General features: G+C 65.6%; 17 protein-coding genes. 15 read left to right on the plus strand and 2 right to left on the minus strand.

From position 1 onward, the window contains the following. Positions 1-11 precede the first annotated feature (11 nt). The 6 genes from HFP15_RS03530 to HFP15_RS03555 are packed head-to-tail and all read left to right on the plus strand — an operon-like array spanning position 12 to position 6240. Positions 12-1013, plus strand: a complete 1002-nt coding sequence (locus tag HFP15_RS03530; protein WP_246271402.1) for an MCE family protein — start codon at positions 12-14, stop codon at positions 1011-1013. Next, positions 1010-2272, plus strand: a complete 1263-nt coding sequence (locus HFP15_RS03535) for an MCE family protein (RefSeq protein ID WP_168511395.1) — start codon at positions 1010-1012, stop codon at positions 2270-2272. The genes HFP15_RS03530 and HFP15_RS03535 overlap by 4 nt, the downstream gene beginning before the upstream one ends. Continuing rightward, positions 2269-3489 carry an MCE family protein gene (locus tag HFP15_RS03540; RefSeq protein WP_168511397.1) on the plus strand — a complete coding sequence of 407 codons (1221 nt, stop codon included), beginning with the start codon at positions 2269-2271 and terminating at the stop codon, positions 3487-3489. Before HFP15_RS03535 ends, HFP15_RS03540 begins: the two co-directional genes overlap by 4 nt. Then, the gene (locus HFP15_RS03545) at positions 3486-4856 is read left to right on the plus strand and encodes an MCE family protein (protein WP_168511399.1); all 1371 of its coding nucleotides are present in this window, start codon (positions 3486-3488) and stop codon (positions 4854-4856) included. The genes HFP15_RS03540 and HFP15_RS03545 overlap by 4 nt, the downstream gene beginning before the upstream one ends. Continuing rightward, entirely contained in the window at positions 4853-5557 is a 705-nt protein-coding gene (locus tag HFP15_RS03550) for an Rv1363c family protein (RefSeq protein ID WP_168511401.1), read from the plus strand. Before HFP15_RS03545 ends, HFP15_RS03550 begins: the two co-directional genes overlap by 4 nt. A 17-nt stretch (positions 5558-5574) precedes the next feature. After that, on the plus strand, positions 5575-6240 hold the full coding sequence (locus HFP15_RS03555) for an Rv1363c family protein (RefSeq protein ID WP_168511403.1): 666 nt from the start codon (positions 5575-5577) through the stop codon (positions 6238-6240). A gap of 64 nt (positions 6241-6304) precedes the next feature. Here HFP15_RS03555 and HFP15_RS03560 read toward each other — a convergent pair whose 3' ends face one another. After that, positions 6305-6904, minus strand: coding sequence for a TetR/AcrR family transcriptional regulator (locus HFP15_RS03560; RefSeq protein WP_168511405.1), 600 nt, complete (start codon positions 6902-6904; stop codon positions 6305-6307). 335 nt (positions 6905-7239) lie between these two features. On the opposite strand from HFP15_RS03560, the gene HFP15_RS03565 reads away from it, so the two are divergent. From HFP15_RS03565 to HFP15_RS03605, 9 genes are all read left to right on the plus strand, one after another. Beyond that, positions 7240-8028, plus strand: a complete 789-nt coding sequence (locus tag HFP15_RS03565; protein WP_168511407.1) for a coniferyl-alcohol dehydrogenase — start codon at positions 7240-7242, stop codon at positions 8026-8028. Between the two features lie 60 nt (positions 8029-8088). Continuing rightward, on the plus strand, positions 8089-8499 hold the full coding sequence (locus HFP15_RS03570; protein ID WP_168511409.1) for an SCP2 sterol-binding domain-containing protein: 411 nt from the start codon (positions 8089-8091) through the stop codon (positions 8497-8499). 21 nt (positions 8500-8520) lie between these two features. Then, positions 8521-9792 (plus strand): cytochrome P450, encoded by a 1272-nt coding sequence (locus HFP15_RS03575; protein ID WP_168511411.1) that lies wholly within the window; start codon positions 8521-8523, stop codon positions 9790-9792. A 43-nt stretch (positions 9793-9835) separates the two neighbouring features. Next, a complete protein-coding gene (locus tag HFP15_RS03580) occupies positions 9836-10921 on the plus strand; it encodes an ABC transporter ATP-binding protein (RefSeq protein ID WP_168511413.1) in 1086 nt (361 codons plus the stop codon). Beyond that, positions 10921-11469 (plus strand): RNA polymerase sigma factor, encoded by a 549-nt coding sequence (locus tag HFP15_RS03585; protein WP_168511415.1) that lies wholly within the window; start codon positions 10921-10923, stop codon positions 11467-11469. Before HFP15_RS03580 ends, HFP15_RS03585 begins: the two co-directional genes overlap by 1 nt. A gap of 15 nt (positions 11470-11484) precedes the next feature. Beyond that, positions 11485-13035: an acyl-CoA synthetase gene (locus tag HFP15_RS03590; protein WP_168511417.1), complete on the plus strand. Its 1551-nt coding sequence runs from the start codon at positions 11485-11487 to the stop codon at positions 13033-13035. Beyond that, a complete protein-coding gene (locus HFP15_RS03595; protein ID WP_168511419.1) occupies positions 13032-14420 on the plus strand; it encodes an aldehyde dehydrogenase family protein in 1389 nt (462 codons plus the stop codon). Before HFP15_RS03590 ends, HFP15_RS03595 begins: the two co-directional genes overlap by 4 nt. 156 nt (positions 14421-14576) lie before the next feature. Continuing rightward, a complete protein-coding gene (locus HFP15_RS03600) occupies positions 14577-14768 on the plus strand; it encodes a ferredoxin (protein WP_168511421.1) in 192 nt (63 codons plus the stop codon). A 23-nt stretch (positions 14769-14791) separates the two neighbouring features. After that, positions 14792-16012, plus strand: a complete 1221-nt coding sequence (locus HFP15_RS03605; protein ID WP_168512427.1) for an NAD(P)/FAD-dependent oxidoreductase — start codon at positions 14792-14794, stop codon at positions 16010-16012. Positions 16013-16255: 243 nt separating this feature from the next. Here the strand turns inward: HFP15_RS03605 and HFP15_RS03610 are convergent, their stop codons facing one another. Continuing rightward, the gene (locus HFP15_RS03610) at positions 16256-16621 is read right to left on the minus strand and encodes a hypothetical protein (protein ID WP_312871445.1); all 366 of its coding nucleotides are present in this window, start codon (positions 16619-16621) and stop codon (positions 16256-16258) included. Between the last annotated feature and the right edge of the window lie 224 nt (positions 16622-16845).

Genomic DNA, 16845 nt, shown 5'->3' on the forward strand with positions numbered 1-16845 from the left:
CGTTCCGAGAGATGAACCCGGTCCGCGTTGGCGTGATCAGCATCGCGGTGGTGGCGGCGGCCGTGGTGTTCCTGTTCAATATCACCGCTTTTCCCCAGCTGACTGGCGCCACCGAGTACAAGGCCGACTTCGCCAATGCCGGCGGTCTGCAAACCGGTGATGCGGTGCAGATCGGCGGCGTGCAAGTCGGCAAGGTCCGCGATATCGAACTGTCCGGCGACAAGGTGGTGGTGACCTTCGACATCACCGAGAGCGGCACCCAGTTCGGCCAGGACAGCACGCTGGCGATCAAGACTGAGACGCTGCTGGGGCGCAAGTACCTGGCGATCACGCCGCAGGGTCGGGGCACCGCCGACGCGGACACCGAGATCCCGATCACCCGCACGCAGGTTCCCTACGATCTGACCACACAGCTGGGCAACCTCACCACCACGACCGGCGAAATCAACGTGAACAGCCTTTCCCAGGCACTGGATTCGGTTTCCTCGGCGCTGGCCGGATCTCCCCCGGAAATGCGGCAGGCGTTGCAGGGGCTGGGCAGGCTGTCGCAGACCATCTCGTCGCGTGATCAGCAGATCCAGCAGCTCCTGGGCCGCGCAGAGGGCGTGACGGCGGTACTCGCGGACCGGAACAAGCAGCTCACCCAGCTGTTCGTCGACGGCAATTCGCTGCTGTCCGAGCTCGTGCAGCGCAAGCAGGCAATCCACGACCTGCTGGTCAACGTGAGCGCGATGGCGACTCAACTGTCCGGGCTGGTCCACGACAACGAGGCCCAGCTGGGCCCCGCGTTGACGCACCTGAACTCGGTGCTGGACATGTTGCGCCGGAACGAGGGCAATATCGCGACTGCCCTCAACCAGCTGGGTCCTTATGCGACGCGGCTCGGCGAGGCCATCTCCAGTGGCCCGTTCTGGGACGCCTACATCCAGAACCTGCTTCCAGGAAACCTGATCCCCTTGCCCAAACTCCCCGGCAGCGCGGCCGCGGCGGGGACGAGCGGAGGTAACCGATGAAGGGCTTGCGCCTGCCGCGCGTTCGCCGCACCCGATCGCTGCTGTACCGGCTGCTGGGTGGGCTGGTCGTGCTGAGCCTTGTCGGCGCCGGCGTGGTCCTGCTGCTGCGCGGTGGAACGACGACCGCCAACGCCGTCTTCCCATCGGCCACCAGCCTCTACGTTGGAGACGACGTGCGGATTCTCGACGTCACGGTCGGGTCCGTCGACAGCGTGACGCCCACGCCGAATGGCGTCCAGGTCCAGTTCCACTACGAGTCGAAGTACCGGGTCCCGGCCGGCGCCAAAGCGGTGATCATTTCGCCGGCGTTGGTCTCGTCGCGGTATGTGGAACTGACTCCCGCCTACTCCGGAGGAGCAGTTCTGGCCGACGGAGCGACCATTCCCCAAGAGCGCACGGTCGTACCCGTGGAGTTCGACCAGATCAAGGACGAGCTCAGCAAGCTCGCGACCGCGCTCGGCCCCGACGGAGCCAACCAGTCCGGCGCGCTGACGCGACTGCTGAACACCGGTGCCTCCTACCGCGGCCAGGGGCAGACTTTCAACGACACGATCGCGCAGGTGACGCAGGCGATCCAGACCTTGTCCGACGGCCGTACCGATATGTTCGGCACCGTACGTAACCTGGCGGTGTTCGTCAGCGCCTTGAACGCGAGCGATGATCAGATCACGCAGTTCATGGGCAGGCTCAGCAGTGTGTCGGCGACCCTGAACGACAACCGGGACAATTTCTCGGACGCCATCGCCAAGCTCAACAGCGCCGCGTCGGACGTGCAGAACTTCCTGGCGAGCAACCGCGGGCAACTCAACGACGGAACCGACAAGCTGTCCGAGATTCTCGGCGTCGTGGCGAACGAGCGGGACGCACTGGCGAACGCGCTGCACGCGGCACCGACGGTGCTGGCCAACGCCTACAACATCTACGACCCCCTCAGCGGCGCCTTCACGGGTGCGCTGCAATTGCCGAACTTCCAGAACCCGGCACAGTTCGTCTGCTCGGCGATCGGGACGGCCTCGAACGCGACTCCGGTACAGGCGGGCCAGCTCTGCCAGGAGAAGCTCGGGCCGTTGCTCAACCTGCTCCAGATGAACTACCCGCCGGTCGGGGCCAACCCCATTGTACGGCCAGGGACGCCCGGCAGCGGCACAGTCCGGCCGCCAGGCCCCGGTACCCCGCCAGGTCCCGGCGCCGCACCTGGGCCCAGCAGCAACGGGGCCAAGACACTCGGACAACTCCTCGGGGGTTCGGAGACACCGTGAAGCGACGTAGCACATTCACCGCATTGTTGATCGGGAGCACCCTCGCCGTGACCGGCTGCCAGCCCGGTGGGGTCGGCGCGCTGCCGCTGCCCGGAACGCAGGGGCGTTCAGACGGTTCCTACGCGGTGACGGTCGAGCTGGCCGACGCCTCGGAGCTGTACCCGAACAGCGTCGTCATGGTCGACAACGTCAATGTCGGCACGGTCACCCAGGTCCGGCGCCAGGGGTGGCACGCCAATCTGACCGTCTCACTCAACCCCGATGTGAACCTGCCCGCCAACGCGGTCGCCACGGTCGGCCAGACGAGCCTGCTCGGCGCCAAGCACCTCGCCCTCGAGCCACCGACCACGGTGGCGCCGCAGGGCAAGCTTGCCCAGGGCGCGACGATTTCGCTGTCGCAAAGCCACGACTACCCCGACACCGAGGACGTGCTCGCGAGCGTGTCGCTGCTGCTCAACGGAGGTGGTCTGCAGCAGGTGCAGACCATCACCACTGAACTGAACAAGGCGCTCGGCAACGGGCGCGACGAACAGGTCCGGCAGACGCTGCAACAGCTGAACACCTTCATGGGCACGCTGGACCGGCAGAAGGACGACATCACCGCGGCGCTGACGGGGCTCGATCGACTCGGCGCTCAGGCCGAGGCGCACAACCAGGTCATCTCCGATGTCCTCACGCAGATGCCCACCGCGCTGCAGACCCTGAACGACGAACGCGCCGCTTTGACCAACGCGCTGAACAGCCTCGGGAACTTCTCGGACGCCGCCACCGGCACCGTCAACGACGTCCGGGACACGCTGACGCGCAATCTCCAGAACCTGACGCCGGTGCTGCAAGGGCTCGCGGACGCCGGGCACGCATTGGTCGGGTCGACCGGGCTGCTGGCGACCGGCCTGTTCCCGTTGTCGACCAACAAGAGCTTGTTCAAGGGCGATTACGCGAATCTGTCGATCATTCTCGACTTCACCAACAGCGCGATCAGCAAGTACTACCTGTCGCTGCTAAAGGGCACCCCGCTGGGAGATGTCCTGCCGGGGCTCGGCGGCTCGTCCGGTGACCCGCTGCAAGCTCCGACCGGTGGTCCCTACCAAGGCATGGGCGGCTCCGGGCCGCTGCCCGCCCCGCCGCCGGACAACGCACACGATCCATCGCAATCTGCCGGCGGCGTCAACGACGTACTCAACGGCCTGCTCGGCGGGCTGGGAGGTGGCCAATGATCAGCCGGTTCGTCCGAATCCAACTGCTGATCTTCAGTGTGGTCAGCATCATCAGCGTCGCGGTGGTCGCCATTGTCTACGCTCAGGTGCCGATGCTGCTGGGCTACGGGCAGCACAGGCTGACCGTCAAGCTGGCCGACGCCAGCGGCCTTTACGTCGGCTCACGCGTCACCTACAACGGGGTCGAGATCGGGCGGGTCACCTCGGTCGACGTCGATCCCGCCGGAGCCGATGCCAACCTCTCGGTCGACAGCGGTTACCGGATACCGTCCGACGTCTGGGCCAACGTGCACAGCGTCTCCGCCATCGGCGAGCAGTACATCGACCTGACGCCGCAAAGCCCCAAGCCTTCGGCATGGCTGGCGGATGGCGCGACGATCTCGGTGAGCAGGACGACGATTCCGACTCCGACCGGCGTGTTGCTCGACGACGTCAACAAGCTCGTGGCGTCCGTGCCGCCCGACAGCCTCGCGACGTCCCTGCACGAGCTCTCGGACGCCTTCACCGGGACGGGACCGCGGCTGCAGCAGATCCTCGACCAGGGCAGCAACCTCCTGGACAGCGCGCAGCAGAACCTCGATCCCACCCTGCGACTGATCAAGGACACCGGGCCGCTGCTGGACACCCAGACCGCGAGCAGCCAGCAGATCCGGTCGCTGGTCGCGAGCCTCGCCGGGTTCACCGACACGGTCACGGCCGACGACGGCCAGATCCGGTCCCTGATCGACCGCGGCGTTCCAGCCGCGGCTCAGGTGAACGGGCTGTTCCAGGACCTCAAGCCGACGCTACCGATCCTGCTGGCCAACATGACCAGCGTGGGGCAGGTCCTGGTGACCTACAACCCCGCCCTCGAGTCCATTCTGGTCAACTATCCGGCCCTGACCACCGCGCTGATATCGGCGACCGCGCCTCATCAGGACGACCAGAGCCTGGCGATCGACTTCCGTACCACCGCATTGACTCCACCACCCTGCACGACCGGCTTCCTGCCGTCGGATCAGCATCGGTCACCTGACGACCTCAGCGAAGTGTCCACTCCGGACGATCTGTACTGCAAGCTGCCGCACAACGACCCTACGGAGGTGCGCGGGGCCCGCAACTTCCCGTGCCTGAACGCACCTGGCCGCCGCGCGGGCACCGCGGAGGAATGCGCGGGCGACGGGTTCCAGCCGACGCAGCAGCACAACAGCCCGTTCCCGGCAGGTAGCCCGCTGGGCAACCTGACCTCGGCGGCCTATGACCCGAAGACCGGCTCCGCTGTCGGGGCAGACGGGTACCTGTTCGACATCGGCGGCATCGGCGCCGACGGGAAAACGAAGGAGGATCTGACATGGCAACGGATGCTGCTGGCTCCGGTGGGACGATGATCGACGTCGAGGTCTCGGCGGAGATCCCTACCGGCGAGACGACTAGCGAGCCGGCCGAGATCCCCTCGGTCGCCCCCCGGCCGAGTCCGCGTCCGCGGAGCGCCGAGGGGGACGACGCGCAGGAGCCGTCCGCGGCGGGCAGCGACACCGCCACCGACCATGACGCGGATGCGTCAGAACGGGACCAGGACGAAGCCGGCAAGGCCCGGCCCCGGTCGCGGCTCTACGGCTGGCTGATCGGCGCGCTGCTGCTGGTCTGTGCCGGCCTCGCTGTCGTCGCCGCGCTCGCGGGGTCGGCCGTGCTGCGCGGGCACAACGATGACGTCGATCGCGCGGCGGCCACCGACGCCGCCCGCACCGAGGTCATCAACGTCCTGACCATCGACCCGAAGACGGTCGACGCGGATGTGCAACGCATCATCGACGGCTCGACCGGCCAGTTCAAGAACGACTTCACCTCGCGCAAGGACGTCTTCACGTCAGTGGTGAAGGAGCAGAACGTCACCTCGACCGGCCAGGTTCGCGCGATCGGGGTCGAATCCGCCAGCGACAGCCAAGCCAGCGTGCTGGTCGCCGCCACGTCGAGCGTGACCAACTCGGCTTCGTCCGGCCAGCCCCAGGCCCGGGATTACCGGATCCGTGTCCAGCTCCAGAAGGAAGCCGGCCACTGGCTCGCCGCCCAGATCGAGTTCGTGCCGTGATCGAAGGAGTAACAGCCATGGCGACCGACACCTCTGTCGAGGAACGCGAAGAGTTGGACGAACAGGTATCGCAGGATCCGCGGTCCGGCGAGGCTGCCGACGCTGCCGAGGAAAAGGCGGCACGGCCCCGGCGCCGGTTCTCCGTGCCGTCGGTGGTGCGTTGGCCAGTCACGGCTGCCCGCGCTGTGGCCCGCTTGCTCATGCGCAAGCCGGTGCTGACACTGAGCCTTGCCGCTGTTGTCGCCGTACTGCTGGCCGGATGCGTGGTCGCGGCGACGATCGTGCGGCACCAGCAGACCGCGACCGAGACCGCGCGCGGAGCGGCCACCGATGCGGCCCGGACCGGCGTGACGACGATGCTGTCGTACGACTACCACACGTTCGATAAAGACGTGGCCGCGGCGTCCGGATCGTTGACCGGCGATTTCCAGCAGCGCTACCACGATCTGATGACCGGTACGGTGCGCGCCGCGGCGCTGGACCAGCAGACCGTGACCAACGCGAGTGTCGCGCGTTCGTCGGTTGTGTCGGCGACACCGGAAACGGTCGACGTCCTGCTTTTCGTCAACCAGACGACGACGAGCAAGGCCAGCCAGGGACCACAACTCACCGGGAGCCGTGTCCAGGTCACGATGACCCGCGTGGGGGACCGATGGTTGATCTCGAACCTGACGCCGCTGTGACTGTGACAACGGTTCATCCGGGTCGGCACGTAATCCGGATTATGTGCCGACTCGGATGGCTTTCCTACCGTCGGGGTTTCGGCAAGCTGCCGTTGCGCCGGGGTGTTTTGCCGGCTCGCTGGGCGGCTCGTGCGAGTACGAGCTCCACGTACTGGTCGAGTGCCCATTTCAAGTCGTCGAGGTTGATAGGGGACTGAAATTGCTGCGTGCCCACGACGATGCTGAGCCCGAGGGTGGCCAGCCGGTCCGCGTCAGGGTCGTCCGGCGATGCGTGCAGCACCGCCCTGCGCAGCAGGTCGAGCCGCAGCTGGTCCACCTCGTCCTGTACTGCCTGTACCATCGGGTCCACCTTGCTCCACGCTCGGATCGCGGCTTCGGCCTCATGGGGAACCGTCATCGCCATGTCGGCGAGTTTGCGGAGGCGTTCGTCGGGTTCGTCGACGAGTTCCGCCGCTTCGATGAGCTGCTTCGTCAGGTTCTGCCGCCAGGTCTTGAGGAACTCCGCGACGAAGTCTTTGAGGTTGCGAAAGTAGTTGTAGAAGGAGCCGGTCGTGATACCCATGACCTTGCACAGCTTGACGACCTGGAGCCCTTTGAATCCTTCCTTGGAGAGGATCTCCAGCGCGCTGTCAAAGTACTCCTGGCGTGTGACCAACGTCGGCACCGCTGCTCCGATCTTGGGCGGGCACCCACGCGGGCGCCACTGGTTCCGTTTCGCTACCCCGCTCATAGTACGTCCTATTCGAAACAGGACAAGCACGATGCCGGTCGACGAGGCCCGCTGTCCCAGGTGGGGGAACGGAAAGAGTGGCTCTGGTTAAGGCTTGCACATAAACTAGTTTATGTTAAGATTTCCCTGTTGTTGATGATGCGTGTCACGATTTCAGCCGTCTGATTACGACGAATCCCGGGCGATAGCCCGTCCGGGGCCGTCAAGGGTGCGCCGATGCACATGTTCGTCCCTTCGGCGTACCCGTTTGGCCGAGAGGAACAAGTGGTATGGACGTACGTGGCTTGCGTTGCGTCGTGACCGGCGCGGCGTCAGGTATCGGTGCGGCGGTCGCCGAACAATTGACATCCCAGGGTGCGAGTGTGACGGCCCTGGACCTCAAGGCACCGGAGTTGCCGGTCGAGCGGTTCGTCGAGTGCGATCTCGCGAACCCAGTGAGCATCGAGGAGGCGGTGAACCAGCTCGGTTCGGGCTGGGACGTTCTCTGCAACGTCGCCGGTGTGCCGGGTACGGCACCGGCGGAGCTTGTCATGAAGGTGAATTTCCTGGGCCACCGGCACCTGATCGAGCTGTTCTTCGATCGGATGAACAAGGCGGGCTCCATTGTCTCGGTCGCCTCAATGGCGGGCTTCGGCTGGCCGCTGCGTCTAGAGAAGATTCACGAGCTGCTGGCGACCGACGACTTCGAAGCGGGCCTGACGTGGCTGCGCGAAAACCCGATCACCGGCAATGCCTACAACTTCTCGAAGGAAGTCCTGACGGTCTATGTCATGACCATGGGGCTCGCACTGGCCGAGCGGGGTCTGCGGATCAATGCCGTGAGCCCGGGGCCGGTCGAGACGCCGATTCTCGGCGATTTCGAGGAGACGATGGGCAAGGAGAATCTCGACGGCGTGCGAGATCTCGTCGGCCGACATGCCACACCGGCTGACATCGCACGAATCGTAGTGTTCCTGGCATCGAGTGATTCCGCGTGGATCAACGGAGTCAGCATCGGGGCAGACGGCGGTATCGGGGGCGCGATCCTCTCCGGACTGGTCCCGGCACCGGAGATCTGACTCTGGCGCACGCATTCCCATTTTTGTAATAAATTCCATCCGATTTCACGGAGTGTCACTATGTCGGGTTTCGTCACGGTCGATGAGGTCAACAGGTACATCGGCGGGATCTTCGAGAAAGCGTTGCAGGACGACAAGATCGGGCCGAAGTTGATCGCCACCGGCATGAGGCTGCGGATGAACTTCTCGGATCCGGATTCGATCGTCACCGTCGACTTCGCCGGGCAGAAGGTCCTGACGGGCGCCGAGGCGGACATCGAAGCGGACGCGGTGCTGACGATGTCGGCCGACACCGCCAACCGCTACTGGCAGGGCAAGGTCAGCCTGCCTCTCGCAATGGCGAAGGGAAAGCTGAAGATCGGCGGCTCGGCTTCGCAGTTGCTGAGGCTGGCTCCCGTCGCCAAGGATCTCTATCCCGTTTATGTCGAGATGCTCAAGGCGGACAACCGCCAGGATCTCGTCGTTTCCTGACGAAATGCGAGGACGAGCACGATGACCGCGACAACGCGTGAATTCGACACTGTCGATATCTCCGACATGGGCTTCTGGGCCCGGCCGCCAGAGGAGCGCGAGCGAGTGTTCGCGCAGCTGCGTAATGAGCGCCCGGTGTCGTGGCAACGTCCGGTCCCGAGCCCATTGATGGGTGAGGTGAACGAGGACGAGACGGGTTACTGGGCGGTCGTGCGCAACGAGGACATCGTGACGGTGAGCCAGCGCGCCGACGTCTTCTCGTCGGCCACCGGCGGCGTGACCTTCGAGGACATGCCTCCCGAAGCGCTGGAGATGGCCAGCTCCATCCTGACCATGGACGCCCCCCAGCACGGAAAGGTGCGGAGGCTCATCAGTTCGACCTTCACGCCGAAACGAATCGCCCTGATCGGCGACCAGATCGCCAATCAGGCTCGCCAGATCGTCAACAGTATCGCACCGCTGGGCGAGGTCGAGTTCGTCTCGTCGGTGTCCGCCCGCCTTCCGATGTGGACGATCTCGGAGATGATCGGGATTCCCGAGGAGAGTCGCGAAGAGGTGACCGCGGCCGCCAACCTGATGATCTCGTGGGACGACGAGCAGGTCACCGGTGGCCTCGACGCGGCGACGGCGATGCTCAACGGGATCGCCACGCTGCACGGGGCGTGCCAGGACGTCATCGACGCGCGGCGCGCGGAACCGGCCGATGACCTGCTGACCGCGCTCGTGCAGGCGGAGGTCGACGGTGCGAAGCTGACCGACGACGAGATCAGGTCGTTCTTCGTCCTGCTGTGCGTGGCCGGCAACGACACCACGAAGCAGACCACGACGCACACCCTTCGCGCACTGACGGAGTACCCCGAGCAGCGTCGCTATTTGATGGATGATCTCGAGAACAGGATCGGTCCGGCGGTTGACGAGTTCGTACGGTGGGCGACTCCCGTCATGACGTTCCGTCGAACGGCCCTGGCGCGGTTCGAGTTGGGCGGCGAGATCATCGAGCCAGGCGACAAGGTGGTCATGTTCTACAGCTCGGGGAACCGGGATCACGCTGTTTTCGAGCATCCGGAGCTATTCGACCTGTCGCGAGACAACCGGAACCATGTCGCCTTCGGGGGTCGGGGCCCGCACTACTGCCTTGGCAACCACCTGGCGAAGACCCAGCTCAAGGTGCTCTTCTCGGAACTGCTGACCCGCCTTCCCGATATTCGGGCCGAGGGAGAGCCAGAGTATCTGACCAGCACGTTCATCAACGGAATCAAGAAGCAGCGGTGTGTTTTCACGCCACAAGGCTGAGCCCCCGGACGTGTGGGGCGACGACTGAGCGCAAGGAGGTGCGATGGGTGCCGAGGTGGTCATCGAGGGTCTGACGAAGTCGTTCGGCCGGCAGACGATTTGGCGCGATGTGACGCTCACTTTGCCTCCGGGTGAGGTGTCGGTGATGCTGGGTCCGTCGGGAACTGGCAAGTCGGTTTTCCTGAAGTCGATGATCGGCTTGCTGAAGCCGGAGCGTGGCACGTGTGTCATCAATGGTGTGGACATCGTGCGGTGCAGCGAGCACAAGCTGTATGAGACGCGGAAGTTGTTCGGGGTGCTGTTCCAGGACGGCGCGTTGTTCGGGTCGATGACTCTGTACGACAATGTCGCGTTCCCGCTGCGTGAGCACACCAAGAAGTCGGAAACCGAGATTCGCCGGATCGTGCTGGAAAAGCTCGAGATGACCGGTCTGGCCGGTGCGGACAAGAAGCTGCCGGGTGAGATTTCCGGCGGTATGCGTAAGCGTGCCGGCCTGGCCCGTGCACTGGTGCTGGACCCGGAGATCATTCTGGTCGACGAGCCGGACTCCGGTCTGGACCCGGTGCGCACCACCTATATCTCGCAACTGTTCCTGGACGTCAACGCGCAGAGCGACGCGACGTTCCTGATCGTCACGCACAACATCAACCTGGCCCGTACGGTGCCGGACAACCTTGGCATGCTCTTCCGCAAGGAGCTGGTCATGTTCGGGCCGCGGGAGGTGCTGCTGACCAGTGAGGAGCCGGTGGTCAAGCAGTTCCTCAACGGGCGGATGGACGGCCCGATCGGGATGTCGGAGGAGAAGGACTCGGCCACGATCGCCGCGGAGCGGGCGATGTTCGAGGCCGGGCACCACGCCGGTGGTGTCGAGGAGATCGAGGGCATCCCCGCGCAGATGCAGCCCGCGCCCGGCATGCCCACCCGGCAGGGCGCGATCCGTCGCAAGGACCGCGTCATGCAGATCCTGCACACCCTGCCGCCGGCCGCGCAGGAAGGGATCATCGAATCGCTGAGCCCGGCCGAGCAGGCACACTACGGGGTCGACCCACTACCGGCTGATATCGGCCGGCATTCGTCGACCACGCTCGACGGTGCCACCGCCTACCAACCGAGCCGCGGAGACCTGTGATGAGACCGTGCGGCGGCGCAGGTGCTGATCCGGCGGATGCCTTCGCTGAGGTGTATCGCCGCCATCGCGAGGCCGTGTATGCCTACCTCTACTCGCGATGCCGGGACCACGACCTGTCGGAGGACCTCACAAGCGAGACATTCGTGCGCGCGCTGCGCGGGTTCGATCGCTATGTCGCGCGCGATCGGCCGATCAGGGCGTGGCTCTACACGATCGCGCGCAATCTGCTGACCGACGAGATGAAGAGCGCTCGCTCGAAACGGCGCGCACCGCTGCCCGAGTCGGCTGACGAGATCTCTTTCGTATCACGTGATCCCGGCCCGGCCGAACTGCTGTGTGCCAAGCACGTCCGGGAACTGGTCAGAGCGAGCGTGGCGCGGCTGGGCAAGGAGCAGGCACGCTGTATCGCCTTGCGGTTCCTCGAAGAGTGCAGCGTTGCCGAGACCTCTGTCGCGATGCGGCGGAGCGCCGGTGCCGTCAGGGCGTTGCAGAATCGTGGCATCCACAGGTTACGTGAGTTGGTCACCACCTGCGCACTGGCGCCGTGATACCCGGAGGATGACATGTATCCTGGAAAATTCGCGCAAACGACACCGGACAAAACGGCGGTCGTCATCGCCGAGACCGGCGAGTCCCGCACCTACCGCGAGCTGGATGAGAACTCCGCTAGGCTGGCGCGACTGCTCCACGACGCCGGTCTGCGCCGCGGAGACGTCCTGGCTGTGCTTTCGGACAACCGCCTGGAGGTCTTCGACGTCTATTGGGCTGCTATGCGGTCGGGCCTCTATGTCACGGCGATCAACCGGCACCTGTCCGCGGACGAGGTCGCTTACATCATCAACGACAGTGGCGCCAAGGCGGTTGTCGCTTCGGCCGGTCTCGCGGATCTCGCGGAGCGTGTCGCGGCGCAGACGCCGAACATCGCTTTGCGTTATGCCTTCGGCGGTTCGGTTGCCGGGTACCGGGACTACGAGTCGGAATTGGACGGTGCCGGGTCGCCCTTGACCCAGCAACCCTGTGGGGCGGCGATGCTGTACTCGTCGGGGACCACGGGCAAGCCGAAGGGCGTGAAGCCGCCCTTGCCCCAGCGCGATGTGGACGAGCCCGGCGACCCTATCGTGGGTCTGCTGAGTGCCGTTTTCGGTATCGCCAGCGAGGATGTCTACCTGTCACCCGCGCCCGTCTATCACGCGGCGCCGCTGCGCTGGTCCGCCGTCATGCACTCGCTCGGTGCGACGGTGGTGATGATGGAGAAGTTCGATCCGGAAGCCTTCCTGGCCGCGATCGACAAGTACGGGGTCACGGCGACGCAGGTCGTTCCGACGATGTTCGTGCGGATGCTCAAGCTGCCTGCGGATGTTCGTGAGCGCTATTCCCTGGAACGCCTGCGGCTCGCGATCCACGCCGCGGCGCCATGCCCGCCCGAGGTGAAGCAGAAGATGATCGAGTGGTGGGGGCCGATCATCCACGAGTACTACGGGGCCACCGAGGGGAATGGCATCACCTTCATCGACACCGAGCAGTGGCTCGCGAAGCCGGGTTCCGTTGGCCGCAGCATGCTCGGGACGATCCACATCTGTGACGACGCCGGGGTCGAGCTGCCGGCAGGGGAGACCGGGCTCGTCTTTTTCGAACGCGAGGAGCTGCCGTTCGAATACCACAACGATCCCGAGAAAACCAAGAGCGCGCAGCATCCCGAGCACCCGGCCTGGACGACCGTCGGCGACGCGGGCTATGTCGACGACGACGGTTTCCTGTTCCTCGCCGATCGCCAGGACTTCATGATCATATCTGGCGGCGTGAACATCTACCCGCGGGAGATCGAGGACACGCTCGCACTGCACCCCAAGGTTGCCGACGTGGCGGTCATCGGCGTTCCCGACAACGAAATGGGCGAACAGGTCAAGGCCCTGGTGCAGCCGGCTCCCGAAGTCGAGGCCGACGCCGGCCTCGAACGGGAGCTGATCGACTACGTGCGTGACCGCATCGCGCACTACAAGGCGCCGCGCAGTGTGGAGTTCGTGGCCGAGTTGCCGCGCACCCCTACCGGCAAGCTCCTCAAACGCCTGCTCAAGCAACGTCTCACCGAACAGCCCGAGGAAGTGACCCGATGAGTGTCGACGCGATCACCAGCTCCCCGGTCACCGACGCCGTCGCCAGGCTCCGCGGCACGTTCGCCACGAGGCGGACCCGGCCGTTGAGCTGGCGCGTCGCGCAACTGGAGGGGCTCGGCCGGTTGCTGACCGAGTCCGAGGACGAGATCGCCGAGGCTCTGGCAGCGGATCTCGGCAGGTCCAGCGCCGAGGCGTTCATCGGCGATATCGGAGCCACCAGGGCCGAGGTGACCTTCGCGCGGAAGAGGCTCGTCCGGTGGATGCGCCCACGGCGTACCCGGCTGCCGATGACGGGCCTGCCTGGCCGCGGCTGGTACCAGTTCGAACCGCTCGGCGTCGTACTGGTGATCGGTCCCTGGAACTACCCGTTCTATCTCACGTTGGGCCCGCTCGTCGGCGCGCTGGCCGCGGGCAACTGCGTGATCGTGAAACCCTCCGAGCACGCTCCGCGGTCATCGGCACTGCTGGCGGAACTCCTTCCCAAGTATCTCGACTCCGACGCCGTCGCGGTGCTCGAAGGCGAGGCAGAGGTCACGCAGCAGCTGCTGGCTCAGGGTCTGGACCACGCGTTCTTCACCGGCGGCACCGAGATCGGCCGTCGTGTGATGGAGGCCGCGGCCACCCACCTGACACCGGTCACGCTCGAGCTGGGCGGCAAGAGCCCGGTGATCGTCACCGCGAGCGCGGACCTCGAGGTCGCCGCCCGCCGGATCGCCTGGCTGAAGTTGCTGAACTCCGGGCAGACGTGTATCGCCCCTGACTACGTCTTGATCGAAGAGGCGGTGCGAGACAAGTTCCTCGAGCATCTGAGGAGGACCATCAGCACTTTCCGCAACGGCGACACGACCGCCGGCCTGCGCGTCGTCAACGAACGCCAATTCGCCCGGCTCGCGAGCCTCATCGAGGGAGCGGGCGGTGACACGATTCTCGGCGGCGGTGCCGACCACGAGACGTGGACGATCCAGCCGACCGTCATCGTTGATCCAGATCCCGGCTCGGCCCTGATGGGGCAGGAGATCTTCGGCCCTATTCTGCCGGTGATCACCGTCGATTCACTCGAGGCGGCGATCGACTTCGTCAACGGGCGCCCCAAGCCGTTGGCAGCCTACCTGTTCAGCCGCCGTAAATCGGAGCACCGGGCGGTGCTGGACAACACCAGTTCGGGCGGCGTGGTCATCAACCACCTGGGATTTCACTGTCTCACACCGCAACTGCCGTTCGGCGGTGTCGGTCCGAGCGGGATCGGCAGCTACCACGGCCGGTGGGGGTTCGAGACCTTCAGCCATCGCAAGTCGGTTGTGTCGAAACCGTCGAGGCCGGATCTCTCGCTGCTCTATCCGCCATACACCGACGGCAAGCTTCGGATGATGCGGCGCTTCTTCTGACCGCTCACTTCGGTGCCTGCGACAACATAATGACACAGTGACTTAATCGGTGCTGTGTCACGTGAAAGCGTTGTGTTGTAGGGCTTATAGCTGTGATATCGTGCTCGTAAGTCAACATAATCAAATTCATGTTGCATCGAGTTCCAGGAGGATGACATGGAGATCATCGTCGATCGCGCGAAGTGCACCGGATTGGGAATCTGCGAATCGCTGGCGCCCAGCGTGTTCGAGGTTGACGACAACGGTGAGCTCGTTGTGCTCGCGGAGTCCGTGTCCGGCGCTGACCTGGACGACGTCGAGGCGGCTGTCGCGGGCTGCCCGACCGAGGCCCTCCGCCTGCGAGCGTGACCGTCCAGGAAACGGTGATCGACATGCCTGCTGAACGCCTCGTCGTGGTCGGTGCCTCGCTAGCGGGATTGCGCGCGGTCGAAGCCGCCCGCAAGGCGGGCTTCACGGGAGCCATCACGCTCGTCGGCTCTGAACAACATCTGCCCTACGACCGCCCGCCTTTGTCGAAGGCATACCTCGATTCGCTTGATCCTGGCGTGCGGCCCGAGGCTCCGGTTTTCCGGACAGAGTCGTATCTTCGCGACGAGCTTGCCGTGGAGTTGCGGTTGGGCGCCGCGGCCACGGTCCTGGATACCGGCAGCAGGGTGGTATGGGTCGGCGATCGCGAGGTTCCTTACGACCTGGCGGTTGTCGCGACCGGTGCGATCGCACGCACGCTGCCGGGCACGGCCGGCCTGAAAGGCGTGTACACGCTGCGCACGATCGACGACGCCGTCGCTGTGCGTGCCGCCCTCGAGGACGGCGCTCGCGCCGTCGTGGTGGGCGCCGGGTTCATCGGCTCCGAAGTCGCGTCCGCCGCGCGCAAGCGCGGGCTCGACGTCACCGTTGTCGAGTCGCTGCCCACGCCGCTGGTGCGTGCTGTCGGGGAGCTGATGGGCGAGGCGTGCACGTCCCTGCACCGCGTCAACGGCACTGATCTCCGGTGTGGCGTCGCGGTAGCCGAGATCCGCGGTGAGGGCAAGGTGGAGCAGGTCGTTCTGTCGGATGGCTCCGCAGTGGACGCCGACCTGGTCGTCGTGGGTGTCGGAGCTACGCCGGCGACTGAATGGCTCGATGGCTCGGGAGTGAGCCTGGACAACGGCGTCGTGTGCGACGCAACGCTGTCGACCGGTGTCAGCGGGGTATACGCGGCGGGAGACGTGGCGCGATGGCACAACCCGTTGTTCGATCGCGCGATGCGTCTCGAACACTGGACGAGCGCGGCAGAGCAGGCGGCGGCCGCGGTCCGGAACGCCCTGGATCCCGCGTCCGCCAAGCCATACCAGACCGTGCCGTATTTCTGGTCCGACTGGTACGACAGCCGGATTCAGTTCGTCGGTGTCCCGCAGGCGGAGGAGGTGCGGGTCGTCGATGGCGATGTGGCCGGTGGCCGGTGCGTGGCGCTCTATCGTGACGGTGACCGTCTCATCGGCGCGCTCACGATCAACGGCCAGTCAGTCATCATGAAGTACCGGACTCTGATCACGAAGCGAACCCACTGGCGCGATGCGCTCGAATTCGCCGAGAGCCGGCGCGCGGCGTGACCTCTTGCCTTCTGGACCTGGCCGGACGTCTGCCAGGCGGCGTACGAACGGCCGCGTGCTGAGGCAGGCTCGAGGTTAGGTGTACTTGCCCCGTGGGCGACGGCATATCGTCGACGTGCCCGAGACGCTTCTCCGTCGGCCTGCCGTCGGAGAAGCGAAACCAGGGGAAGCAACATTGAGGTCGATCAACAGCTTCGGCCCGGGCGGCCTCCACCTCGGCCTGGCCGGCCGCTGCGTCGCGGGTCATGGGCGCTCACCACGTGCGAGCTGGTGGTGGAACTGGGCGAGCATGCTGCCCACCGCGCCAGAGGAGTGGACAACGAGCGCGTCCTGGCCGGCGTCGGCCACTACGAGCACGCGGGCGCCGGCGGTGATTGCGCAGCGGGCGCGCACCGGGGCCGGCAGCGCGACGTAGGGCTTCGCGGTCATCGTGAACACCCCGTCCCGGCGCCGCGCGATCACGGCCGAGGAACCGACCACCGTCATCGCCAACGAGTCGCCGCGCTGCCGCCCCAGGACCGCCGCGGCACGCCGGTCCTGAATACGACCAGACGCATCCACCAGGGCAGTACCGAAATACAGCGGCTCGCGCTCCACCGGAACCGGCACCACCGGAACGGAAAACGGCGCCGAAACAGATCGGCCGGACGATCAGACAGAGCGCGCGACGATTCCCGCACGCTCAGGGCGGGCGAGAACAATCGGATCTGCGCATTCATCGGCATCCGCCCCTCAACCACAACCAGGGGGGAGGAAGCCAGCACACCCAGCCTACCGGATGGGGCGCCGCGATCAAGGAGGGTGTGGCCCACCGTAGCGGGCCAGTGACCGAT

It is taken from the genome of Amycolatopsis acididurans, from assembly GCF_012328925.1.
GTDB classification, from domain to species: Bacteria; Actinomycetota; Actinomycetes; order Mycobacteriales; family Pseudonocardiaceae; genus Amycolatopsis_E; species Amycolatopsis_E acididurans.